Origin of the sequence: Snuella sedimenti, from assembly GCF_016428595.1 — a bacterium.
In the GTDB taxonomy this organism is placed as follows: Bacteria; Bacteroidota; Bacteroidia; order Flavobacteriales; family Flavobacteriaceae; genus Snuella; species Snuella sedimenti.
The window spans coordinates 26,044-50,628 of the sequence record NZ_JAELVQ010000019.1; the positions used below are offsets into that span (position 1 = coordinate 26,044).

At 35.8% G+C, this 24,585-nt stretch carries 17 protein-coding genes; 6 read left to right on the top strand and 11 right to left on the bottom strand.

Features of this window, described 5'->3' with window-relative positions; all coding sequences use genetic code 11:
* Positions 1 to 322 precede the first annotated feature (322 nt).
* Positions 323 to 1,864 carry a TlpA family protein disulfide reductase gene (locus JF259_RS13260; protein WP_199115820.1) on the top strand — a complete coding sequence of 514 codons (1,542 nt, stop codon included), beginning with the start codon at positions 323 to 325 and terminating at the stop codon, positions 1,862 to 1,864.
* 321 nt (positions 1,865 to 2,185) lie between these two features.
* Here the strand turns inward: JF259_RS13260 and JF259_RS13265 are convergent, their stop codons facing one another.
* From JF259_RS13265 to pyrH, 7 genes are all read right to left on the bottom strand, one after another.
* A complete protein-coding gene (locus JF259_RS13265; RefSeq protein WP_199115821.1) occupies positions 2,186 to 2,791 on the bottom strand; it encodes a hypothetical protein in 606 nt (201 codons plus the stop codon).
* Positions 2,792 to 4,252, bottom strand: coding sequence for an RNA polymerase factor sigma-54 (rpoN, locus tag JF259_RS13270; protein ID WP_199115822.1), 1,461 nt, complete (start codon positions 4,250 to 4,252; stop codon positions 2,792 to 2,794).
* A 75-nt stretch (positions 4,253 to 4,327) separates the two neighbouring features.
* The gene (gene asnS / locus JF259_RS13275; RefSeq protein ID WP_199115823.1) at positions 4,328 to 5,761 is read right to left on the bottom strand and encodes an asparagine--tRNA ligase; all 1,434 of its coding nucleotides are present in this window, start codon (positions 5,759 to 5,761) and stop codon (positions 4,328 to 4,330) included.
* Between the two features lie 36 nt (positions 5,762 to 5,797).
* Positions 5,798 to 8,197: an efflux RND transporter permease subunit gene (locus tag JF259_RS13280; protein ID WP_199115824.1), complete on the bottom strand. Its 2,400-nt coding sequence runs from the start codon at positions 8,195 to 8,197 to the stop codon at positions 5,798 to 5,800.
* Between the two features lie 60 nt (positions 8,198 to 8,257).
* Positions 8,258 to 9,496 (bottom strand): DUF5686 family protein, encoded by a 1,239-nt coding sequence (locus JF259_RS13285; RefSeq protein WP_233164274.1) that lies wholly within the window; start codon positions 9,494 to 9,496, stop codon positions 8,258 to 8,260.
* Between the two features lie 93 nt (positions 9,497 to 9,589).
* Positions 9,590 to 10,147, bottom strand: a complete 558-nt coding sequence (gene frr / locus JF259_RS13290; RefSeq protein WP_199115826.1) for a ribosome recycling factor — start codon at positions 10,145 to 10,147, stop codon at positions 9,590 to 9,592.
* 123 nt (positions 10,148 to 10,270) lie between these two features.
* On the bottom strand, positions 10,271 to 10,978 hold the full coding sequence (gene pyrH, locus JF259_RS13295; protein ID WP_233164276.1) for a UMP kinase: 708 nt from the start codon (positions 10,976 to 10,978) through the stop codon (positions 10,271 to 10,273).
* Between the two features lie 344 nt (positions 10,979 to 11,322).
* On the opposite strand from pyrH, the gene JF259_RS13300 reads away from it, so the two are divergent.
* Entirely contained in the window at positions 11,323 to 12,843 is a 1,521-nt protein-coding gene (locus tag JF259_RS13300) for a pepsin/retropepsin-like aspartic protease family protein (RefSeq protein ID WP_199115827.1), read from the top strand.
* 97 nt (positions 12,844 to 12,940) lie between these two features.
* Here the strand turns inward: JF259_RS13300 and tsf are convergent, their stop codons facing one another.
* The 4 genes from tsf to rplM all read right to left on the bottom strand — a co-directional run bounded on the left by tsf (position 12,941) and on the right by rplM (position 15,836).
* Positions 12,941 to 13,915, bottom strand: a complete 975-nt coding sequence (gene tsf / locus JF259_RS13305) for a translation elongation factor Ts (RefSeq protein WP_199115828.1) — start codon at positions 13,913 to 13,915, stop codon at positions 12,941 to 12,943.
* An 84-nt stretch (positions 13,916 to 13,999) separates the two neighbouring features.
* Complete coding sequence (gene rpsB, locus JF259_RS13310; RefSeq protein WP_199115829.1) at positions 14,000 to 14,776, bottom strand: 30S ribosomal protein S2; 777 nt, start codon at positions 14,774 to 14,776, stop codon at positions 14,000 to 14,002.
* Positions 14,777 to 14,994: 218 nt separating this feature from the next.
* Complete coding sequence (gene rpsI, locus JF259_RS13315; RefSeq protein ID WP_199115830.1) at positions 14,995 to 15,381, bottom strand: 30S ribosomal protein S9; 387 nt, start codon at positions 15,379 to 15,381, stop codon at positions 14,995 to 14,997.
* A complete protein-coding gene (gene rplM / locus JF259_RS13320) occupies positions 15,381 to 15,836 on the bottom strand; it encodes a 50S ribosomal protein L13 (protein WP_199115831.1) in 456 nt (151 codons plus the stop codon). Before rplM ends, rpsI begins: the two co-directional genes overlap by 1 nt.
* Positions 15,837 to 16,186: 350 nt before the next feature.
* On the opposite strand from rplM, the gene JF259_RS13325 reads away from it, so the two are divergent.
* From JF259_RS13325 to JF259_RS13340, 4 genes are all read left to right on the top strand, one after another.
* The gene (locus JF259_RS13325) at positions 16,187 to 19,384 is read left to right on the top strand and encodes an outer membrane protein assembly factor BamB family protein (RefSeq protein WP_199115838.1); all 3,198 of its coding nucleotides are present in this window, start codon (positions 16,187 to 16,189) and stop codon (positions 19,382 to 19,384) included.
* Positions 19,385 to 19,397: 13 nt separating this feature from the next.
* On the top strand, positions 19,398 to 20,525 hold the full coding sequence (locus JF259_RS13330) for a hypothetical protein (protein WP_199115840.1): 1,128 nt from the start codon (positions 19,398 to 19,400) through the stop codon (positions 20,523 to 20,525).
* A 292-nt stretch (positions 20,526 to 20,817) separates the two neighbouring features.
* Positions 20,818 to 22,455 carry an ABC-F family ATP-binding cassette domain-containing protein gene (locus JF259_RS13335; RefSeq protein WP_199115842.1) on the top strand — a complete coding sequence of 546 codons (1,638 nt, stop codon included), beginning with the start codon at positions 20,818 to 20,820 and terminating at the stop codon, positions 22,453 to 22,455.
* Positions 22,456 to 22,627: 172 nt separating this feature from the next.
* The gene (locus JF259_RS13340; RefSeq protein ID WP_199115843.1) at positions 22,628 to 24,574 is read left to right on the top strand and encodes a YgiQ family radical SAM protein; all 1,947 of its coding nucleotides are present in this window, start codon (positions 22,628 to 22,630) and stop codon (positions 24,572 to 24,574) included.
* Positions 24,575 to 24,585 lie beyond the last annotated feature (11 nt).

Sequence of the window (24,585 nt, forward strand, 5' to 3'; positions counted from 1 at the left end):
AAAAAATTAAGTTTAAAGAATTTGAACCTTGGAGCACATGATATGCTTCAACGTAACCAATTAAAAACTGTGTTTGGTGGAGATGGTGGTACTTTATAATGCCGCTGTAAAAATAAGAATACTGGAGCTGCATGGTTTGATAGCGTCAGTAGCTGTGATGACTGTACAAGTAGTTGGTGTAACAATAAAGTTCCTTCTGGTTTAACTTGGACCAGTTTGATATGTACAGGGCCTTTAGTAGGTGGTGGTTACGGTTATTAACAAAAACACAGGTTAAAGGTAATTACCTTTAACCTGTTATATCTATACATTTAATATTTCAATGAGAAAGATAATATTTAACCTCGTAATAGTTATTGTGGTCTTTAGCTGTAATAATAAAAGCAATAGCAGTCATCAAAAGATTAAAGACACAAATAATGTAAAAAAAGAAAAAGTCTTAATTATTGGTAAAACAGATGATTTAGGAGCTTTTAAATATATTAGTGTACTAAATGCGTCTTCGGCTTCACTTAATCATGGAAATTGCATTACTGACCGAAAAGTGATTGGTGACTCTATAGTCATGGAGATCGATTCTATTTTAGAACCACAACTCTTACACTTGTCTTCATGGTCCAAAGATTTCAAGGATAGTACTACATTTATGGCGAAACCAAATGATACGATAATTTTTGAAATTAAAAATAAGCGATTTAGCATTAAAGGAGAAAATGCTGCTGAACATAACTTTTATTCAAGTTTAAAAGATTCTACCCCAAGATATATGCACAATCCTTATAAAGGTAATATTTTGGAATATAAATCTAGGGTAGACTCCATTTACAGAAAAAAAGTAGACTTTTTTAATAAATACGTAAGGCGGCATAATATCACATCAAAGTCATTTGTTGATTTTGTAGAATCTGGTTTGAAATATTCGCACTTATATGAATTAATAATCCCTAGGACAAAAAAAAATGGAGACTCTGTTTACTTGGCTGGCCCAGAGGAATTATTTACAATTATTCAAAAAGAATATAGTAGTAAAGAGCAGTTGTTTAATCTTAAAGACTATATAGGAGATATTTCAATAGATGATTTTAAAGATGAGAGCCATTTAAGTATAGGCTCTTTCAAATCTGCTTTATCAGTACTCGTAAGAAATTACTTTGATGCTTCAGACCATCCAAGTTATTCCAAAGAAAAATTTTTAGCAGAAAAAGCTGTTATAGAACATAATTTTAGTAAAAAAATCAAGGAGTACGCAATGGCTTCTCTCATTACTGTTTATCATTGGAGGGGCTTTGGGCATAGCAAACAAAGCGTTTCTTTTTTTAAAAATGAAATTAACGATTATGGTAAGCAATATCCCAATTCTATGTATACGAAAGAAATGGAAGATATTTTAGAAGATCTAAATTCTTTCGACTTAAAGTTCCCAGGATCGGCATTAAATACCAAGTTACTCAGTAAATATGGAGACACTTTAACATTAGGCGAAATTTTTAACCGTTCAAATAAAAGGATAAGAGTTATAGATTTTTGGGCAAGTTGGTGCCCTCCTTGTATAAGTGAAATACAAAAAGCACAAAACTTTAGAGATAAACTATCAGTTGAAAATAATGTAGAATGGATTTACCTATCAATAGATGAAGATGAAAAAAAATGGTTAAAAAAATCAGAAGAACTTGAAAGCTATCTTAATGTCCGAAATCAATATTTAGTTATTAATGTTACAAATTCACCACTAGTAAGATATCTAAAAGTCCATTCGATTCCAAGATATATAATTCTAAATAAACAAAACGAGATTGTTTTAAATAATTCACCACATCCTTCAGATAGTATTGCTTTTAAAAGAATTATTAATAGTATTGAATAAAAGTATTGGTATCAAGAACTTATTTTACTAAATGCCCAAAGCTGTCACTTTGGGCACGAACAATATCCTTTCGCGAAGGGCAGACACAAACCTTGAGTGTCCTTAACTGTTCAGGGGATTTAAAGAAAACTATTTTTGAGGGGGCTTCTTTTTTTATCCCTCAAAATGCTAAGTCATGCTTAGATATGTCATATAGTAATTGGAAAAACTGTATCTCTGTTTTTTCCTGGTGTCATAAAAAGGAAAAACATCTTTTTTCCTGCTTTAAACCTCGAAATAAAGGTAGATAGTAAAGGAAGAGTTATTGATTAGTTTTACATTCTATAACCAATAATTCACTAAAATGAGTTGCGGAAGTGCACCAATAAAACAGCCTAGTAATATTTCGGTGTAATTATGAGCCTTAACATGAAGCCTAGAAGTGGCTACAGCGCCAGTTACAATAGCCATAAAAGCTAAGGTGCCATTTATGTTAATGCTAAAGTGAATGCTTAAGGCTATAAAAAACATAAACAGCCCCGATACCGCAATCATGTGGATACTCGCTTTAAATTTAAAGATTGCCAAAATGAGACATGAGAGGGTAGAAATTAAGATACCAACAAAAAAATAGTAAAGCTCAATAACTTGCTTAGGGGTTAAGATGCGTTGCAGTATTATTAACAGAATAATACAATTAATAAGCAAGGGGATAATACGCTCATTTGTAGACTTAAGATATATTGAATTAACCCTCCCTAGGGTTTTTAGAAGGAAATAAATGACGATAGGTAAAATTACCGTAAGAATGATAAGGGCAACTAGTTTTGCTTGAATTGCCTGTATGGGAATATGGCGGGGCGACTTCGCAAAGTAAAACACAACGCCAAACAAGGGCATCAAGATAGGGTGGAAGATAAACGATATACTTTTTAAGATACGATCCATTTATATCTTTTTACGCAATCGTGCCACAGGAATGTCTAATTGTTCGCGATACTTAGCAACTGTCCTCCTGGCAATGGGGTAGCCTTTTTCTTTTAATATACTCGCTAATGTCTCATCGGTTAAGGGTTTTCTTTTGTTTTCCTCTTCAATAACCGTTTCCAGAATCTTTTTTATTTCTCTTGTAGAGACATCTTCTCCCTGGTCATTTTTCATAGATTCGGAAAAGAATTCTTTTATAAGCTTGGTGCCATAAGGCGTGTCTACATACTTACTGTTGGCAACCCGCGACACGGTTGAAACATCCATAGCTATCTCGTCGGCAATGTCCTTGAGGATCATAGGTTTTAGCATGCGCTCATCACCAGTTAAAAAGTAATCGCGTTGGTAGTGCATGATGGCACTCATGGTTATAAATAAGGTTTGTTGTCGCTGTTTTATAGCTTCAATAAACCATTTGGCAGCATCTAATTTTTGTTTAATGAATATAATGGCGTCTTTTTGAGACTTCGATTTCTCTTTTGTGTCCTTATAGCCCTTGAGCATGTCATTATAAGATCTGGAAACATGTAACTCGGGAGCATTGCGACCGTTTAATGTTAATTCCAGTTCACCATCTACAATTTTAATGGCAAAATCAGGAACGATATGTTCTACTATTCGGTTGTTTCCTGAGTAGGAGCCACCTGGTTTTGGGTTTAGATGTTCAATTTCAGATATGGCGTCTTTTAATTGAATTTCAGTAATGTCGAATTTTTGAAGCAACTTTTTGTAGTGCTTTTTAGTAAACTGTTCAAAGGCCGTGTCAATAATTTTAATGGCTAATTCATTATCGGCTGTCTTTTCTTTTCTATGTAATTGAATACTTAAGCATTCTTGTAAATTTCTAGCGCCAACACCAGCAGGATCTAATTGGTGTACAATCTTTAGCACTTTTTTAATTGTTTCTTCTGTAGTATAGACATTTTGGGTAAAAGCCAAATCGTCCATTATATCGGTAAGCGCACGACGAATATAGCCGCTTTCGTCAACACTTCCCACTAGAAACTCTGCAATGTCGCGCTCTTCATCAGTGAGTCTATAAGTGTTTAACTGGTTTATTAGGTGTTGCGTGAATGATGTGCCAGCAGCATAGGGCATGGTCTTTTCCTCATCATCACTACTGTAATTATTTGCTTGTGTTCGGTAGTCCGGAATCTCATCATCACTTAAATACTCATCAACATTAATATCTTCGGCATTAATAGATTCATTGTCATTAAAATCATCTGTAGAATTATCTAGATCTGAGTCAAATTCATTGTCTAGGGACTCTTTACCTCCTTCGAGTGCTGGATTTTCTTCTAATTCTTGCTTTAAGCGTTGTTCGAAAGCAAGTGTTGGCAACTGTATCAATTTCATCAATTGAATTTGTTGCGGAGACAATTTCTGGGATAATTTAAATTGTAACTGTTGCTTAAGCATGCTTTAATTTGGTTTGAGATAAAAGTATAAAATTTCTTTTATCTCTTTATTGCAATATGATTATTCTTTTTCATCTCAAAACTCAGCGTTTTGTGGTGTTCTTGGAAATGGAATAACATCTCTAATGTTACTCATTCCCGTTACAAACATAACTAGGCGCTCGAAGCCAAGTCCAAAACCTGAGTGTACGGCAGATCCGTATTTACGTAAATCTAAATACCACCAAAGTTCTTCTTCCGGAATATTTAAGGCAGCCATTTTTTCTCTTAAAACGTCTAAGCGCTCTTCCCGTTGTGAACCACCAACCATTTCGCCTATACCTGGGAATAAAATATCCATGGCACGAACGGTCTTTCCATCATCGTTTAAACGCATATAAAAAGCTTTAATATTGGCCGGGTAATCAAATAATATAACCGGACATTTAAAGTGTTTTTCTACTAGATAACGCTCGTGTTCACTTTGTAAGTCGGTTCCCCATTCGTTAATGGGGTATTTGAACTTCTTTTTCTTGTTTGGCTTTGAGTTTCTTAATATGTCTATGGCCTCGGTATAACTAACCCGTTTAAAATGGTTATCAGTTACAAAGTTAAGTTTTTCAATAAGTGTCATCTCATTGCGTTCGGCCTGCGGCTTTAACTTATCTTCATCTTGTAATCGTTTATCCAAAAAGTTTAGGTCTTCCCTGTTATGTTCTAAAACGTATTTTAGTACAAACTTCATAAAATCTTCTGCCAAATCCATATTTCCGGCAAGATCCATAAAGGCTACTTCAGGTTCAATCATCCAAAACTCTGCCAAATGACGTGATGTGTTTGAGTTTTCTGCTCTAAAGGTTGGCCCAAACGTATAAACCTTTCCTAAAGACATGGCATAGGTTTCGGCTTCTAATTGACCGGAAACGGTTAGGTTGGTTTCCTTACCAAAAAAATCCTGGGAGTAATCTATGTCTCCGTCTTCTTTTAGTGGTGGGTTTTTAGGATCAAGGGCACTTACACGAAACATTTCGCCCGCACCTTCGGCGTCGCTACCAGTAATGATAGGGGTGTGCATATAGTAAAACCCATGATCGTTAAAATATTTGTGTATGGCAAACGATAAGGTGGATCGCAAACGCATTACGGCACTAAATGTGTTTGTTCTTGTGCGTAAGTGTGCGTTTTCCCTTAAAAACTCAAAGGAGTGTTTTTTAGGTTGAATAGGATAGGTTTCAGGATCTGAATCGCCTAAAACCTCTAAGGATTCAACTTGTATTTCTACAGATTGCCCTTTACCTTGGCTTTCAACCAATGCACCTGTAACGTGTATCGCTGCACCAGTTGTAATGCGTTTTAAAAGTGTATCGTCAAATTTTTCAAAATCAATTACACATTGGATATTATTAATTGTAGAGCCATCGTTTAAAGCTATAAAACGATTTGCTCTAAATGTTCTTACCCAACCTTTAATATCTACTTCGGTTAAAACATTTTCTTGTGATAAAAGTTCCGAAACAGTTCTTGTCTTCATACATTAAATATTTATAACAAAGATAATTTTTTATTACTATGAATTTGTGTTTTCGTCGTCATCACCCTCTGGAATAATATTTATAGAAGGCTCTTTTAAAACTTGCTTATTGGCAATACTACGTTCTAAAGATAATAGTAGTGATGGTAACACCAATAAATTGGAAAGCATGGCAAACAATAAGGTAATGGATACTAAAGCACCTAAAGCCACTGTTCCTCCAAAATTGGAAATGGTAAATACCGAAAACCCAAAGAACAGTACGATTGATGTATAGAACATACTTACCCCTGTTTCACGTAATGCACCGTAAACGGATGTTTTTATTTTCCAGTGATTCGCTTGCAGTTCTTGTCTGTATTTTGCTAAAAAATGGATGGTGTCATCTACAGAAATACCAAATGCAATACTAAAAACCAATATGGTTGAAGGTTTTATGGGAACCCCTAAATAACCCATGAGACCAGCCGTTACCAAAAGCGGCAATAGGTTAGGTATAAGGGATACAATAATCATTCTTCCAGATCTAAACATGTATGCCATAAAAAGAGAGATTAGAAAGATGGCAAGTGATAAAGAAATGGCTAAGTTCTTGACTAAGTAATTGGTGCCTTTTTGAAATACCAAAGCTTTACCCGTCATGGTTACATTGTATCGCTCTTTTGGGAAAACCTTATTAATTTTATTTTGTAAATTCTCTTCGATACGTTCCATTTTATCCGTGCCGATATCTTTCATAAATGTGGTGATTCGAGCATATTGTCCGGTGCTGTCCACGAAATTATTCAACAATCCCACATTAGAGGTTGAGTTTTTAGCATACGATAGAATAAAGCTATTCTCTTGAGAGGTTGGTAGCTGATAGTATTTAGGATTGCCATTATAGTAGGCTTGTTTAGAATACTTAACCAAGCTTACCACGGAAATAGGTTTCGATAATTCGGGTGTTTCAATGATAACATCTTCCAAAGCATCCATACTTTTTAAGGTCGATAATTTCATAACGCCTTTTTTGCGTTTGGTATCGATCATAATTTCCAAAGGCATGATGCCATTAAACTCTTCTTCAAAAAAGCGAATATCTTTAAAGAACTCTGTTTTTTTTGGCATATCTTCTATAAGACTACCAGAAATTTTTATCTGGTAAATGCCTATCATACTTACTATAAGCAGTACAACCGAAGAGGCATAAATGGCAATACGTTTTTTTCGCACCATGTATTCCATCCAGTTTACAAAACCACCAATCCACCGTTTGTTTAAATGCTCTAAATGGCGGTCTTTAGGGTAGGGTAAAAAGGTGTAGATTATAGGGATGATGAGTAAGCATAAAATGAAAATTGCTAAAATACTTAGCGAGGCTACTACACCAAACTCTTTTAAAAGTTTACTTTCTGTAAGTATAAAAGTTGCAAATCCCGATGCTGTTGTAACATTGGTCATTAAAGTGGCATTACCAATTTTTGTTATAACGCGCTGTAAGGACTTTACTTTGTTACCATGCAGTTTTACTTCGTGCTGGTATTTGTTAATTAAGAAGATACAGTTAGGAATACCTATAACTATAATTAAAGGGGGGATAAGAGCTGTTAGGACCGTTATTTCGTAATTTAAAAGCCCTAATATGCCCAAGGTCCACATAACCCCAATACAAACAACAATTAATGAGATAAACGTCGCTCTAAACGATCTAAAAAAGAAAAAGAAAATAAGTGAGGTAACCAGTAAAGCAGCTATCACAAATTCGCTTATTTCATCAATAATGTTCTGGGAATTTAAAGTACGAATATAAGGCATCCCCGAAACCCTTACATCCAAGTTGTTTTGTTCCTGAAAAGCTTCAATTTTTGGCACTAGGACTTTAACAATAAAATCTTTTCTAGAAGGGGTATTTACAATGTCTTTTTTTAAATAGATGGCTGTTCGAATGGTTTTCGTGTTTTTATTGAACAGAAAATTATCATAGAACGGGTATTTTTTGAATAACTCATCTTGAAGCACATTAATTTGTGCTAGCGATGCAATGGTATCTTTTATAAACGGTTCTAATTCGAACTTTTCATTAACATTGTCCTTTACAAGTTTTTGAAGGTCTTTAATGGATACTACCGATTCTACTTCATCATACTGTTTAAAATCTTCCGAGAGCCTATTCCAGGCGTTTAATTTTTCGACCGTAAAAAGTGTGCTGTCTTTTACGCCTAAAACAATAAGATTACCTTCTTCTCCAAAGGTTTTTAAGAAGTTGTTATAGATTACGTTTACCTCATGGTCATCCGGGAGTAAATTGGCCTCGGTATATGTAAAACGCATATTGTCCCATTGGCGACTAAAAAACACGGTAAGCAATATAATGCCGACAAGGATTGTTATTTTATTGCGCAGAATTAATCTGGCAGTAACATCCCAAAAATTTTTTGTAAAAAGTTTGAACATACTTTTGATAAAAGATTGGCAAAGGTAGAAAAATCCAATGTATTACTTGCCCGAAATACTTTATAAAGTTACGTTAAAAGTAAATTTAAGAGCCACATTATCTTCTACTTGTGACAAGTGGTAGGCGCCATAACGATAGGTGAAACTTAAACCAAAACCAAACAGTAGTTTGTTGATTTCAAAACCAGATTCGGTATAGCCATGATTTAGCGTGTCAAAACTCATGTTCAAGTGCCTATCAATGTTTTTCATAGTGCCAATAGCATAACGCGTTATTAAAACAAGTTGTGGCTTATAACGTTCAGTAATTTCAAAAGGTATTAGGTACTGTTTAAATTGAATGGTAGCAAACTTATCTGAAAAGAACTCATTAAAGAACATGGTTTCAAAACTATTTAATCCGGCCACTGAAAAGCGTTGAAGTATTTGTTGTTTGTTTATGTTGTTAGGATACGCATGGTACAAGTGGGTTAAGGGTGTGTTGCCATTTGCAATGCCCGAAACCAAAATAAGCTCAGAAGCAAGGTTGTCTTTTGCTCCGGTTTGATAAATAGTCCTGAAATCTACTTTAGAAAAAGCGAAATCACTTTTAAATACATCCTTAAAATTTTTAGTGTACTGTAAAGTGAATTTTGGAAATCTTTTTTTGGTTTCTTTCAATCCTTTTTCGGAGTATTCGAAATTACTAAAGGGACTCCATTGGAATGCTATTTTTAAAGCACTTAGATCGTATGTGTTGTAGCTTAGGTCATTTATATAGAAACTGTAATTGTAGGTGGGTTCTATTTTGCTTACCGCGAATTGCGTTTCTGTCAATAATTTAGAGAATAGCCGATGTTCTAGGGAAATAGCTTTAGTGATATGTTTGTGAAACAGATCGATATTTAATAAGCGTGGTTCAAAAAACTGGAAAAAACGCTTATCCGTTAGAAATTTTGTACTACCGGTTTCCTGTAAGTCATCGGTATACGATAAGTTTATCCAAGTGTTGGTTTTAGGGGCAATCCTAAAACCGCCTCCCATACTATATTTAAGCCGTTGATCGGCAAAACCGTAAACAAGATAACCGTTTAAACGGTATTTTCTGGAAAATGTATTATTCGTAACGCCACCTAGTCCTGTTCTAAAGCCTTCATGCTGATTGAATTTCACGAGATACCTTAAATCGAAATTAAAGTATTTTGTAGGCAAAAAACCATTCCCCAATTGTTTTATGAAAAGGCTTTTTTTAATAGAATCCTGCTGCGTTCCAAAAGCCGTGTTAGAAGCTGTTTGTGTGTATGCCAATGCAGAAAACAAACAAAAAAAAAGAAGATAAATAGGTTTTAACATTCGCGCAAAAAAGCAACAGGTTAGGTTACAAAAAAAGCGACATTTAAGTCGCTTCCCAAGTTATACAGTCATAATTTCGTTTTCCTTGGTGGTGAAAATGTCGTCAACTTTCTTAACGTATTTGTCGGTCATTTGTTGTACGTCAATTTCAGCATTGTTCTTTAGATCCTCAGAAACATCTTCTAATTTTTTAATTTCGTTATTAGCGTCTTTTCTAGCGTTTCTAATTCCAATTTTTGCTTCTTCGGCTTCAGATTTAGCTTGTTTAGCCAATTCGCGGCGACGTTCTTCTGTTAAAGGCGGTACGTTAATTATAATGGATTCGCCATTGTTCATAGGGTTAAATCCAAGGTTAGCATACATAATACCACGTTCAATCTCTTGAAGCATACTTTTTTCCCAAGGCTGAACAGTTATGGTTCTACCATCTGGGGTGTTAACATTGGCAACCTGACTTAGTGGCGTTTGCGAACCGTAATAATCTACCATTACACTTCCAAGCATAGCAGGGCTGGCCTTTCCAGCTCTTATGTTTACTAATTGCTTTTCTAAGTGTTTAATAGCCTTGTCCATTGCTTCTTTTGTCGTATCTAAGATAAACTGTATGTCGTCGTTCATGGGTATTAACTTTAGTGTTAAGTAGTTAATTAATATTCATCTTACAAATTTATTATAAAAAATAAAGCACATAGAAATTATTTTTTACAATTATTTAGCCTTTATTTCAAAAATCAAGCCAAGTTATATATTTACTTTTGTTCCAATGTTTTCTCCCGATACAACTTTTAGTAAATTGCCTTTTTTGTTCATATCGAAAACTATAATTGGTAATTCGTTTTCCTGACTTAAAGTAAAAGCAGTTGTGTCCATTACCTTTAATCCTTTTCTTAGCACATCGTCAAAAGAAATGGTGTTGAACTTAGTCGCTTTAGCGTCTTTTTCGGGATCGGCATTGTAGATGCCATCTACGCGCGTTCCCTTTAAAATAACATCGGCTTCAATTTCTATAGCTCTTAAAACGGCTGCAGAATCGGTTGTGAAATAAGGGTTTCCTGTCCCGCCTCCAAAAATAACAACACGGCCTTTTTCCAAATGACGCATCGCTCTTCGGCGAATAAAAGGTTCGGCAACTTCGTTTATCTTAATGGCGGATTGCAATCGGGTAGGAATACCTGCATTTTCGAGTGCACTTTGTAAGGCTAGACCATTAATAACGGTTGCCAGCATGCCCATATGGTCGCCTTGAACGCGATCCATACCTTCACTAGCTCCAGCGACGCCCCTAAAAATATTACCACCACCAATTACGATGGCTACTTCAACACCTTTATCTGTAATTGCCTTTATGTCTGCAGCGTATTCCGATAAGCGTTCGGGGTCAATACCGTATTGGCGATCCCCCATTAAGGCCTCACCAGATAGTTTAAGAAGTATGCGTTTGTATTTCATTGAATTTATTATAAAAATGATATCCGATTGGATCGGAATAAAAGTTGTGCAAAACTACATATTTTTTTGTGGATTATCGAAGAGGTACAGACCAAAAAAAGTTTGTGCAAAATCTTACTGTTTATAATATTCAATTTTCACTTTAACCCATAAAGTTTAAATGAGTTCTATAACATCGTAGAAGTAGGGGCTTTTTTAATTAAAAGTTTATATCTGCTGTTGGTGTTAAGTAGTTTTTGTCATATCTTGCTTACAAAACATAGTGTTTTTATGTTTGGCAATACACATGGGAAATTATTGCTTTTATCGCTGTTTTTTATCGCTTATTTGGATTTGTTTTATTTATGAAAAAGTTTCAAGATATACTGTTAAATGTTCTGTTTGGGATCTTAACTGTCATTATTATATTGTTGTTAAGCATTATTATTTTTGTGTTGATATTTGATTTTTCTAGAGGTATAGAAAAGATATTAATAGCAGGTGCTTCTATTTTACTGAGTCTTTTATTGGTGTTTCTTTTTAAGAAAGAGAAGATGTATGGTGCTATAGTTTTAATGGTTTCTAGCGCAATGGCTTCCTTTTTATGTTATAACGGAGTTCTGGATATAATATCAGAAAAGCGAAATGTATGGATGAATTATACCACGCTTTGGAAAAATGAAAATCATGCTATATCCATGCCTTTTTTTGTGAGTCCAACGGGACACATTTATCTTAAGGTTAAAATAAATGGAGAGAAGAAATATTTAAGTTTTGATACGGGATCTTTGTCTACTGTTTTACATGAGAAGTACATTGCCTCAAAGTTAATGGATACTATTGTAGCGACATCTTCACAAGCTAGAAATGATAAAATGTCAGTTCATAAATTAGATATTCTTTCTTTAGGTGATTTGACCTTTAGAAAGTTAACTTATACTGCTTTAAAAAAGGATGCATGGGATTCATGTGGGATTTTCTATAATCAAGATTCTATTGCTGGCATAATAGGGAGAAACATTATAAATAATTTTGTTTGGGATTTCGATATGGTAAATCATAAGGTATATGTAAAAGACAATCCGTATTTAGATTCCATAACAAACTCCAGAATTGTTCCTTTGAGTAGGTTGGGGATGGGGTGGTGTATTGATGTAATAGTAAACAACAATAAAAAAAAGGTTATACTTGATTCTGGAAATAATATGATTCTCAATATAACAGATACCATTAAAGTAGCAAAAACTTACACGTATTCCATTACGAATGCAGGTAAGTCGAAAGGCATCTTTTCCTATTTAGATTGTAATGGGAATGCAGTTAAAATAGATTCAAATAGTATAAATAAAAGTGCAAAGCGCAGAGTATTCGCAAACCTAGGTATTGCCGATACACTTTATAAAGAGACCTTTGTAGTAGATAGATCGACATCAAATTTATTAGGAGTCCCATTGTTTTGGGAGTATGAAAGGGTCGTTCTAGATTTTATTAATAAAAAAATGTTTCTTGTTAATCCAGTAAAAAGAACTAATGTCAATCAAATTTCAGTAAGAAGTAGGAAGGAATTGTGGAAAACAAAATTAGACGCACTTTCTCAATCAGGATATTATGAGATATATTATAAAGAAGCAATTAAAATAAAAACTAAAACTAAATTTACTCTAGATACTATGGTTTTTAGTTTTAAAGGCAAAACCAAAGTGTTTGGTACTGTAATATTAAATAAAAGTGACCAAGTGGAGACCTTTGAAGTTGATAGCATAAAAGGAAGAGGATATATTCGAAATAATAAGAGTAATTATTTTAAGGAGGGTAGTCAGATTATAAGTTTACGTTTACGAGATAATATCATCCTAGAAAATCAGAATTTAATAGAGGTGTTGTAGTAAGAACATTGATGCTGCCAGGTTACATTATAAAAAAAGCCACTACATCCATAAAAGAGTAGTGGCCTTTTTAATATCTAAACGGTTATCGGATATATTATCCTACTGAAGCACGTTTGAAACCTGAGATTTCAACATCTCCATAGGTTTTAACATACTCTGCAACTGTTTTCTTTTCATCTTTAATAAACTTTTGATCCAATAAACATTGTTCTTGGTCTAAAGTTGTATTGTCTGAAATGAATCGCTCCATTTTACCTGGAAGAATTCTATCCCAAATTTGCTCTGGTTTACCTTCCGCTTTTAATTCGGCTTTAGCGTCTTCTTCAGCTTGGGCCAAAACTTCAGGCGTTAATTGTGCCATAGAGATGTATTTAGGAACGTTTTTAAGTGTTTTTCCTAAACGTGCCAACTCTTCATTATCTTTTTCAATAACAGCAATTCTAGCCTCAGTTTCAGAAGCGATGTACGCTGGATCAAAATCTTTGTAAGATAATGTTGTAGCGCCCATTGAAGCAACTTGCATAGCTACATCCTTAACTAAAGTTTCTGCGTTGTCTACTTTTGCAGACAATCCAACTAGAGCAGCAATTTTATTAATATGAACGTAAGAACCAACGTAAGGAGCTTCTACAACTTCAAAAGCGTTGATGTCTAATTTCTCTCCAATAACACCAGTTTGTTCAACTAATTTATCAGCAACGGTCATGCCATCAAAATCAGATGCCAAGAAAGCGTCTTTAGAATCGAAGTTTAATGCTATCTCACCCAATTGGTTTGCTAGTTTTAAGAAGTTTTCGTTTTTACCAACAAAGTCAGTTTCACAACCTAAAACAATAGCAATACCTTTAGTTTGGTCTGCATTAACTTTAGCAACAGCAGCCCCTTCACTAGACTCTCTATCAGCTCTCTTTTCTGCTACTTTTTGTCCTTTTTTACGTAAAACTTCAATAGCTTTATCAAAATCACCACCAGCTTCAACTAAAGCTTTTTTACAATCCATCATTCCTGCACCAGTAGCTTGTCTTAATTTGTTTACTTCTGCTGCTGTAATTTTTACCGTAGATTCCATACTATTTTAAAATTTAAAAAAGCCGTTCAAATATTTTAATAAAAAAAATAATTAAACGACTTATTTGTATTGTGTAATTGTTAATTATTCTTCCTCTTCAGCTGCAACTTTTTTAGCAGGAGCTGCTTTTTTAGCCTTTGCGCTTTCTTTTGGAGCAGCTTCAGCTTCTTTTTCAGCTTTGCGTTCAGCTAAACCATTTGCGATAGCATCAGTTACGTGAGATAAGATTTTATCTATCGATTTAGAAGCGTCATCATTTGCAGGGATTACATAGTCAACTTGACGTGGGTCGGAGTTGGTATCTACCATAGCAAAAATAGGAATGTTTAATTTTTGAGCTTCTTTAATCGCGATGTGCTCACGCTTAATGTCTACAACAAATAAGGCTCCAGGTAAACGTGTCATATCGCTAATAGAACCTAAGTTTTTCTCTAACTTAGCTCTTAAACGATCAACTTGTAAACGCTCTTTTTTAGATAACGTGTTAAAAGTACCATCCTTCTTCATTCTATCGATAGAAGCCATTTTTTTAACAGCTTTTCTAATAGTAACAAAGTTGGTTAACATACCACCTGGCCATCTTTCTGTGATGTAAGGCATGTTAATGGCACTTGCTTTTTCAGCAACGATATCTTTAGCTTGCTTTTTTGTTGCAACGAATAATATTTTACGACCAGAGTTAGCAATTTTGCTTAAAGCAGCACTTGCTTCTTCAATTTTAGCCGCAGTTTTATATAGGTTGATAATATGGATGCCATTGCGCTCCATATAAACGTAAGGAGCCATGTTTGGATCCCACTTACGTGTAAGGTGACCGAAATGTACACCTGCTTCGAGTAATTCTTTTACTTCTACTGCCATTTTTTAATAGTTTACGTTCTGTTGAATTAGCAATGGTCAAGTGGTCTTTTTTAAATCGCCTTGATCATTTAGATGCTAAACTAAATCCCGTCTTTTACGACATGGACAACAATAACTAGTTTTTTGTAATGCTGAATTTATTTCAGCATCGGTTTAATTTTCTTTTTTGAACTTGATTAAGGTAGCTGATAAGCAGAACCCGAATCCAGTTCAGGATATTAACGTTTAGAGAACTGGAATTTCTTACGCGCTTTCTTCTGACCGAATTTCTTACGCTCAACCATTCTTGGATCTCTCGTTAATAAACCTTCTGGTTTTAAGATGGATCTGTTTTCAGCATCAACTTCGCATAAAGCACGTGAAATTGCTAAGCGAACAGCTTCTGCTTGTCCAGTGATACCACCTCCATATACATTAACGGTAATATCAAAGTTGCTATCATTGTTAGTCATAACTAAAGGTTGTTTTACCTTATACTGCAAAGTAGCAGTAGTAAAATAATTAGCTACGTCTTTTTTGTTAACTGTAATGTCTCCTTTTCCTGGGGCAACATATACACGAGCAACAGCCGTCTTTCTACGACCAATTTTGTGAATTACTTCCATTATTTGAATTCGTTTAAGTTAATTGTTTTTGGTTTTTGTGCAGCATGCGCATGCTCTGAACCAACAACAACTGTTAGATTGCGGAATAAATTTGCTCCTAATTTGTTTTTAGGAAGCATTCCTTTTACTGATTTCTCTACTATTCTTGCTGGATCTTTTCCAAACAATTCAGTAGCAGTTAAACTTCTTTGACCACCTGGATAGCCTGTGTGACGAATGTATGTCTTTTCGTTCCACTTGTTTCCAGTTAAGTTGATTTTCTCTGCATTGATAATAATAACATTATCTCCACAGTCAACATGTGGGGTGAAGCTAGGCTTGTGTTTACCTCTTAATAGTTTTGCAACTTTAGAAGCTAAACGACCCAAAGTCTGACCTTCAGCATCAACCAAAACCCACTCCTTGTTTACAGTGGCTTTGTTTGCTGAAATCGTTTTGTAGCTTAATGTGTCCACACTAATAATTTTTTATTTATTAAACATTCCTCTCTCAAAAAGAGTTTGCAAATTTACGATTAAATATTTGATTACCAAATAGTGGGTTAAGTTATTTTCAATCCGTTTTATGCTCCTAAATATCAGTGGTTTCGTTAGGGATTACTTTTTGGTACTTTGGGAGATAATTTTGGGATTTGCATCAATCTTTAAATGCCAATTCTTTTTTTGTTAAAATGTTATTGGGTAAAAAGGCTATTGTTATGACTAAAAGGGTTTAATATATGGTTTTTGCATAAAAAGTAAATTGAATGATTGGTCAATTTATATTTTGTTGTTAATTTAGCCGAAGAACATATAAATGTCAAATAATGTTACGAATAGCTTCTTGTTTAGTGTTTTTATTTCTTATGGCCTGTGGTAACACGAATAAGTATAATGAAACGGAATATGATTGGGTAAGTTACCAACATGACAATCAGAACAGTGGTATTAGTCCTGTAGCACTGCACTTTCCCTTAACTCTAAATTGGCAGATTGAAAATGAAGCACCACAAGCGGCTTGGCCTGCGCCGGCTAAACAAGATTACTATAATAAGGTGAGAAAACTTGAGGCTCTGGTTACCTACGATAGGGCATACCATACAACGGCAGCTAATGGACTGATTTATTTTTCCAGTTCTGCTACACATCAGGTATATTGTCATGATATAAGTACAGGTGAGAGAAAATGGTCCTTTTTTACAAATGGTCCTAATCGAACAGCCCCTACCATTAATAAAGGTCGATTGTTTTTTAGTTCGGATGATGGTTTTGTTTATTGTTTGGATGCCTATTCGGGGGAGTTGATCTGGAAATATAAGCCGGGAAAAAGCCATTTAAAGATTATCGGAAATGGGAAAGTGGTAGCCGCATCGCCATGTAGAACAGGTGTTTTGGTAAGGGGTGATACTTTATACGCAACCGAGGGGCTTTTACCAGAACAAGATGTTTATGTATCTGCGCTTAACGCTTCTAATGGTAGTGTTATTTGGGAACGCAAACAAGAAGGGCTTGCACCGCAAGGGTATCCAGTAGTGTCTAATGACGAGATTTTCATTCCTAATAGTAGAACCCAACCGTATGTGTTACGTCGAGATAATGGAGAATTGGTAAAAAAGCTAAAAGGTAAAGGCGGGGATTATCTTTCGTTGGCTAAAGATAAAATTGTGCACGGCGTAAATCATAATAGTGAGATTAAATCAGATGATTTTTTAAGTGCCGCATTCAAAGGGCATAAGGTTATTATAGATAAGGAACGATATTTTGTGGCAGCCGATTTTCAATTAACCTCTATTGCTGGCAGTACTTATAATGAAATAACAAAAAAGAGAAAGGAATTGTCTCTAAGAATAAATGCGTTAACAGCCTCGATAAGGGAAAAGAAATTAGTTAAAAAAGACGTGTCGACCGAATTGACTGATTTAACATATGCAAAATCGCAACTCGATTCCTTAACCAATAAAGAATTTAACTGGCAAACACCTATTAATAAACCAATCTCGATGGTGAAATCCAATAATGCAATTATAATCGGTGAAGTTGGTAAAGTGTCGGCTTACAATGTTAACGATGGTACCTTGGTCTGGACGCAACAAATTGATGGACACCCTTATGGTATGTCCATTGCCAGCGAAAGTTTGTTTGTAAGTACCGATAAAGGAACCATTTATTGTTTTTCTTCTAATAAAGCGTCAAAAAAGAAGAAGGTAAAACAAGAAATTAATACGTCGTTTTATACCGAAAGTTCTAAAAGGGAAATGTTTGAAAAAGCAGCCGAAGCCATTTTAGAGCGAACGAACCGTAGGGCTGGTTTTTGTTTGATAACAAATTTTAACGAAGGAAGATTGGCTTATGAACTCGCTTTAGCATCCGATTTTCAAATTATTGGCGTAGAGTCCGATCCAGATAAGGTGAAAAAAGCGAGAAAAAATTTAGATGCCTGTGGGATTTATGGTAAAAGAATTACACTCTTTGAAGGCAATCTGGAAGATTTAGAGTTTACGAAGTACTTTGCAAACCTCATAACAGACGACAGGTTGGTGGAAAAAGGGACGATTGCTGTAAATGAAGCTGCGCTCTTTGAAGTTTTGCAACCTAATGGAGGTAAAGTCATTCTTACCAATAATGATTTTAAAGAAGCCGAATATCACGACTTGATAAACAAGGAGCGTTTTATAGATTGTAAGTGGTCCTATGATGACGAATCACTTGTAGTAACAAGGCCAAGGCTACCGAATTCAGGAGAATGGACACATCTATACGGTAACCCGGCTAATACGGTTTCATCGGGAGATAAAAAGGTGAACGAAAAGATTATGCCACAATGGTTTGGACAACCCGGCCCAAGGGAAATGACAGACCGTCATCACAGGGCTGTTTCTCCATTATACAAAAATGGGATTTTGTTTATCCCTAAAGATAATGGCGTTATTGCCTCTGATGCTTATAATGGCACTTTGCTTTGGAATAAAGATATAGCAAATTTTAGACGAATTAAAATTTCAAGAGATGCAGGAAGCCTTGCTGTTGGTAACACCTATTTTTATGCGGTTGCGGACAACACCTGCAATGTTTTTGAACCATTAACCGGAGTGGAGAGGACACCATTTAAGGTGCCTCAGTTATTTAATGTTGATAGGGATTGGGGGTATTTGGCAGTTGTTAATGATAAATTGTTTGGTAGTGCTCGAAAAACTAAGGCTACCTATAATGAATATAGCAGGTTTGATTGGGGTGAGTATAGTAATCTGGTGTGTAGCGATTACCTTTTTAGTATGCATAGTGAGAATGGTAAATTGCATTGGACTTACAAAGATGGGATGGTATTAAATCCTACTATTACTATAGGCGAGGAGAAAATGTTTTTTGTAGAAAGTAGAAGTTCGGTTACAATGCAGGATGAAGATGGACTTATAGATTTTAATACATTTAAAAAAGGAAAACCGTTTATAGTCGCTCTTGATACTAGAACAGGAAAAAAACTTTGGGAAAAAGCTTTTGATTTCAGTTTGTTGGATCATGTGCTGTACGGAAGCTATGATAAAGGTTTGTTGGTACTTTCGGGATCGGGAAATAAAAATGGCGGTTTGTGGTATGGGACCTATGTGTTTAAAGCCGAATCCGGCGACCTGGTATGGAAGCAAGAGCAAAAACATGCCGATTGGGTTAATGGATCGCATGGGGAACAACTGCATAGAGCATTGATTATGGAAGACAAAGTATATGTAGAGCCTTTTGCTTATAATTTGTTTACAGGCGAGCAAGAGAAAGATTGGAAACTCAACAGGAAAGGACATAGCTGCGGAAATATCTCAGGATCATCTGGTCAGTTGTTTTTTAGGGGGTCTAATCCGTCGTTGGTTGATGTTAGCAGTACCGATCAAGCCAGTAGAATAAACTCTACCACAAGAACAGGATGTTGGATTAATATTATCCCGGCAGGAGGATTAGTAATGATTCCCGAAGCGAGCTCTGGTTGTTCCTGTAATTATCCTTTGCAAATGTCTGTAACGTATTTACCTCTTTAGAAAAGCAATAGATATGACACCCGTTTTACAGATAAAAAAGCAAATACTCCAACTTACTTTTATTGTTATAAGCTTATTTTCAGTACAGCAAATTGAAGCCTGTCGCTATACCGTTCGCGAAATTGGGTATTCCGATCTAGGCGAGTGCCAATTTCAGCTTTATATGTTTGTTCCAGAGGGGTTTGATGGTGAAGTTATTAAAACTTTTAAGCAGTTGGGGTATGCTACTTTTCTTGATACAAATATAGCCTTTCATGTTATTGATGTTTCGGCAAATCCAGAAGATAAGCGGGTGCGATATCTAAAAGACCATAAGTTGTTGCGTGATCGCCCAATGTTAATGCTGGTTTCACCACTTGAGAAAACGAAACTAATTACTTTGGAAGATGATTTTAGCAAAGAGGCCATTTGGGAAGTTTTTGAAAGGGTTATAAATTCTGATTTACAAAGAAAACTGTCTAAGGATCTTGTTGATTCTTATGCCGTAGTATTGTTGCTTCATGGTGATAATGATACTGAAAACAGAAGGGTTCGTAGAGAAGTAGATAAAGCTGTTGCGGATATAAAGCAAGTTATGCCAGCCATGGCCAAAAAGGTAGACCTACCTATTAAAATATATGAACTGTCATTGAAGGATCGATTAGAAGAACAGTTGTTGTTGTGGAGTACAGGGATTCCCATCGATGATCGTTCGTCTAAAGTCATCTCTGTTTTTGGTAGAGGTAGGATGATGGGGCAGCCACTAGCCGATAGTGCGATTACACGTGAACGTTTATTTAAACAACTCTCTATAGTAGGAGCCGATTGTGAATGTGGACTCGATAGAAAATGGTTGCTAGGTACTATATTGCCTTTAAGATGGTCTGCCGAGAATAAACAAAACGTTGCAAATGCATTAGGGTTTGATGTTGAAAATCCCATTGTAAAATCAGAAATGAGTCAAATTATGTCAATAGATCTACGGCTTATTGACGATATTTCGCAAACACCTTATTTGAATTCTTTGGAGCGGATTAAAGAAAACCCAGTTGCAAAAGAAGAACCGTCTACACCCAACTCTAATAAAGTTATCTGGTATAGTTTGTCTGGGCTTATCCTAGTAGTCTTAATAGCTAGCCTTAAAATAATCCGAAAAAAATAATCCAATTTCTTTAGGGATCACGTTACAGTAGAATTGGTGTGATAAAGTTGAAAATCTTTAAGAGCCCCTAATGTATCTTCGATTGAAATTCAGAAAGAATTTAGTACTTCGACAAAGCCCGTATCGAGTTTAGCGAAGTCGAAGTGCACCAAATCACAGATTTGGCACTCTAACTGACATAAATTCCTTATCCATTATTCATGTTATATTACTATTTCCACGATTTATTTTTAGTAATAATGATGTGCTAAGCTGCTCTTTTATTAGTTTTGCGGCTCAAAAAAAGTTTCGTATGATTTCAGTTGATGCCTTGGCAGTTGAGTTTAGTGGACAGACCCTATTTAGCGACGTGTCCTTTACAATTAATGCAAACGATAAAATTGCCCTAATGGGTAAGAATGGTGCAGGTAAATCGACCATGATGAAAATTATTGCAGGTGTACAAAAGGCTACTCGTGGTAATGTAAGGTGTCCTAAAGATGCCATAGTAGCTTATTTGCCACAACATTTATTGACTGAAGACAATACCACGGTATTTGATGAAGCCTCTAAGGCTTTTGGTCATGTGTTCCAAATGCGGGATGAAATGGAACGTCTTAATAAGGCATTGGAAACAAGAACCGATTACGAATCGGATGAATACATGCGTATCATAGAAAAGGTGTCCGATTTAGGAGAGAAGTACTATGCTTTGGAAGACGTAAATTACGATGCCGAAGTTGAAAAAGCATTAAAGGGACTTGGTTTTAAGCAATCCGATTTTACTAGACAAACCAAGGAGTTTAGTGGTGGTTGGCGTATGCGAATTGAATTGGCAAAGATATTACTCCAAAAACCCGACTTGATTTTGTTAGATGAGCCTACTAACCATATTGACATTGAATCGGTTATCTGGTTGGAAGATTTTTTGGTGAATAAAGCCAATGCTGTTATGGTAATATCGCACGATAAGGCATTTATCGATAACATAACCAATAGGACCATCGAAGTTACTATGGGACGCATTTATGACTATAAAGCCAATTACTCCCATTATTTGCAATTACGAGAAGAGCGCCGTGCACATCAGCTAAAAGCGTATCAGGAACAGCAAAAGTTTATTGCCGATAACATGGCATTTATAGAACGCTTTAAAGGCACCTATTCCAAAACCAATCAGGTAGCTTCGCGTGAGCGTATGCTGGAAAAATTAGAAATTATAGAGGTTGACGAAATCGATAATTCGGCTTTAAAATTGCGTTTTCCTCCAGCTATGCGTTCAGGAGATTACCCCGTTACAGTTAAGGATGTTTCCAAATCTTATGGCGATCACGTAGTGTTTAAAAATGCCAGTATGTCTATCGCACGCGGTGAGAAAGTATGCTTTGTAGGGAGAAATGGCGAAGGAAAATCGACTATGATTAAAGCTATTTTAGGAGAAATTGATGTGGAAGGGCAATGTAGCTTGGGGCACAATACACAAATAGGCTATTTTGCACAAAATCAAGCTGCTTTATTAGATGAAAATCTAACCATTTTTCAAACGGTAGATGACGTCGCCAAAGGCGATATACGTACACAAATAAAAAATATCCTTGGACGCTTTATGTTTAAGGGAGATGATATAGATAAAAAGGTAGGTGTGCTTTCCGGAGGCGAAAAAACCAGGTTGGCTATGGTTAAATTGTTATTAGAGCCAGTGAATGTATTGGTTCTGGATGAGCCTACTAACCACCTAGATCTAAAATCGAAGGACGTTTTAAAAGAAGCACTATTGAATTTCGATGGGACGCTTATTCTAGTGTCCCACGATCGTGACTTTTTAAGAGGTCTTTCTAAAAAGGTATTTGAGTTTAAAGATCAGCGTGTTATTGAACATTTCGAAACCATTGATGATTTTCTGGAAAGGAATCGCTTAGAAAACTTAAAGGAGATTGATTTAAATAAATAAATGGTTTAGTATTTGTTTGTATTGGTTTCATAAAATTAACGTTGCCTTCCCTAAAAGCTTCGTTTGTTTTCTAAATTAACTGATAGTTAGTGGTTTAAATCAAGTAAGGAAACCGTAAACCTTTTGTGAATAAAGTTATAAGAACTTATTTTTTGACTACTTTTGCACCGCTATGCAAGAACTAAAACTTTCAGATTGGTTGCCTACCACAAACAAAGAGGTTAAAATACGCGGTTGGGAAGAACTGGACGTCATTCTATTTAGTGGCGATGCTTATGTAGACCATCCATCGTTTGGAGCAGCTGTTATTGGACGTATTTTAGAAAGTTACGGTTTACGAGTGGCTATTGTGCCACAGCCCAATGTGAACGATAATCTACAGGATTTTGTAAAGTTAGGACGACCAAAATTGTTTTTTGGTGTTACAGGTGGTTGTATGGATCCCATGATCAATAATTACAACGCCAATAAAAAGCGACGTGATAAAGATGCTTATACACCCAATGGCGACATCGGTTTTCGTCCAGATTATGCAACGACGGTTTATTCGAATATATTAAAAGAAAAATGGCCAGATGTCCCTGTGTTAATTGGAGGGATTGAGGCTTCCTTACGTAGAGTAACGCATTACGATTATTGGAGCGATAAATTGATGCCAACCATCTTGGAAAGCTCTAAGGCCGATATGTTGGTATATGGTATGGGAGAACAGCCTTTACGGGAAGTAGTACGCCTGTTGCAAAAGGGCGTGCCGTTTAATAGTATCAATACAATAAATCAAACAGCAGTATTATTAAATAAGGACGAAAGTATTCCTAAAAACAAAAATTGGGAGGATGTTGAAATAGTATCCCATGAAGCTTGTTTGCAGGACAAGAAAGCCTTTGCTTCCAACTTTAAGATAATAGAACAAGAATCTAATAAATTAGCTGCACGACGCATTTTTCAGAAGGTAGGAGATAAGACCTTGATGATTAATCCGCCGTATCCAACCATGACGGAAGAGGAAATCGATGCCTCTTTCGATTTGCCTTATACACGGTTACCACATCCTAAATACAATAAACGTGGACCAATACCTGCGTTCGAGATGATTAAGTTTTCCATTAACATCCATCGCGGATGTTTTGGGGGCTGTAGTTTTTGTACCATTTCGGCACATCAAGGAAAGTTTATAGCATCCCGTAGTCAGGAATCTATTTTAAAAGAAGTCGATACAGTAGCCAATATGCCCGATTTTAAAGGTTATCTGTCCGATATTGGTGGCCCTAGTGCGAATATGTACAAAATGAAGGGTAAAATACAATCTATTTGCGATAAGTGTGTGGCGCCTTCATGTATTTCGCCAGTAATTTGCAGCAATTTAGATACTTCCCATAAGCCATTAACCCAATTATACCAAGCGGTAGATAATCATCCTAAAGTTAAAAAATCTTTTATAGGTAGTGGTATTCGCCACGATATGTTGGTGCCTGAATTTAATAAGAATGCCGATCCGAAGGAGTTGGACGACTATACTGAAGAAGTGATGACTAAGCACGTGTCGGGACGCCTTAAGGTAGCACCAGAACATACCAGCGATCCGGTATTGAAATTAATGCGTAAACCCTCCTTTTCCTATTTCCACAAATTTAAGGAGCGCTTCGATAAGATTAATGTAAAGCATAAGCTAAAACTTCAGCTTATTCCCTATTTTATTTCAAACCATCCAGCTTGTGAAGCCGAGGATATGGCCAACCTAGCGGCCGAAACCAAAGATATGGGCTTCCAGTTAGAGCAAGTACAAGGCTTTACGCCAACACCTATGACCGTGGCTACGGTGATTTACTATAGTGGTTACCATCCCTATACCCTTAAAAAGGTAAGAACGCCAAAAACCCGAAAAGAGAAGGATGAGCAGCACCGTTTCTTCTTTTGGTATAAGGACGAAAATAAGGCTTGGATAAAGAAGACTTTAAATAAGTTAGGGCGACAGGATTTGTTGAATGTGTTATTGCCAGAAAATGATTCTTGGCGAAAAAACAAACCGGGTAAGCCAAAGCACACCTTTGATGATGCCATCCCTTTTAATCAACGAAAAAACAAGGCTAAGTTTAGATCTAAGAAGAAAAGGCGTTAATATTAACGTAT

Coding starts and splice junctions, on each gene's coding strand:
- JF259_RS13260 (WP_199115820.1), top strand. CDS start 323: ATGAGAAAGATAATATTTAACCTCGTAATAGTTATTGTGGTCTTTAGC.
- JF259_RS13265 (WP_199115821.1), bottom strand. CDS start 2,791: ATGGATCGTATCTTAAAAAGTATATCGTTTATCTTCCACCCTATCTTG.
- rpoN (WP_199115822.1), bottom strand. CDS start 4,252: ATGCTTAAGCAACAGTTACAATTTAAATTATCCCAGAAATTGTCTCCG.
- asnS (WP_199115823.1), bottom strand. CDS start 5,761: ATGAAGACAAGAACTGTTTCGGAACTTTTATCACAAGAAAATGTTTTA.
- JF259_RS13280 (WP_199115824.1), bottom strand. CDS start 8,197: ATGTTCAAACTTTTTACAAAAAATTTTTGGGATGTTACTGCCAGATTA.
- frr (WP_199115826.1), bottom strand. CDS start 10,147: ATGAACGACGACATACAGTTTATCTTAGATACGACAAAAGAAGCAATG.
- pyrH (WP_233164276.1), bottom strand. CDS start 10,978: ATGAAATACAAACGCATACTTCTTAAACTATCTGGTGAGGCCTTAATG.
- JF259_RS13300 (WP_199115827.1), top strand. CDS start 11,323: ATGAAAAAGTTTCAAGATATACTGTTAAATGTTCTGTTTGGGATCTTA.
- tsf (WP_199115828.1), bottom strand. CDS start 13,915: ATGGAATCTACGGTAAAAATTACAGCAGCAGAAGTAAACAAATTAAGA.
- rpsB (WP_199115829.1), bottom strand. CDS start 14,776: ATGGCAGTAGAAGTAAAAGAATTACTCGAAGCAGGTGTACATTTCGGT.
- rpsI (WP_199115830.1), bottom strand. CDS start 15,381: ATGGAAGTAATTCACAAAATTGGTCGTAGAAAGACGGCTGTTGCTCGT.
- JF259_RS13325 (WP_199115838.1), top strand. CDS start 16,187: ATGTTACGAATAGCTTCTTGTTTAGTGTTTTTATTTCTTATGGCCTGT.
- JF259_RS13330 (WP_199115840.1), top strand. CDS start 19,398: ATGACACCCGTTTTACAGATAAAAAAGCAAATACTCCAACTTACTTTT.
- JF259_RS13335 (WP_199115842.1), top strand. CDS start 20,818: ATGATTTCAGTTGATGCCTTGGCAGTTGAGTTTAGTGGACAGACCCTA.
- JF259_RS13340 (WP_199115843.1), top strand. CDS start 22,628: ATGCAAGAACTAAAACTTTCAGATTGGTTGCCTACCACAAACAAAGAG.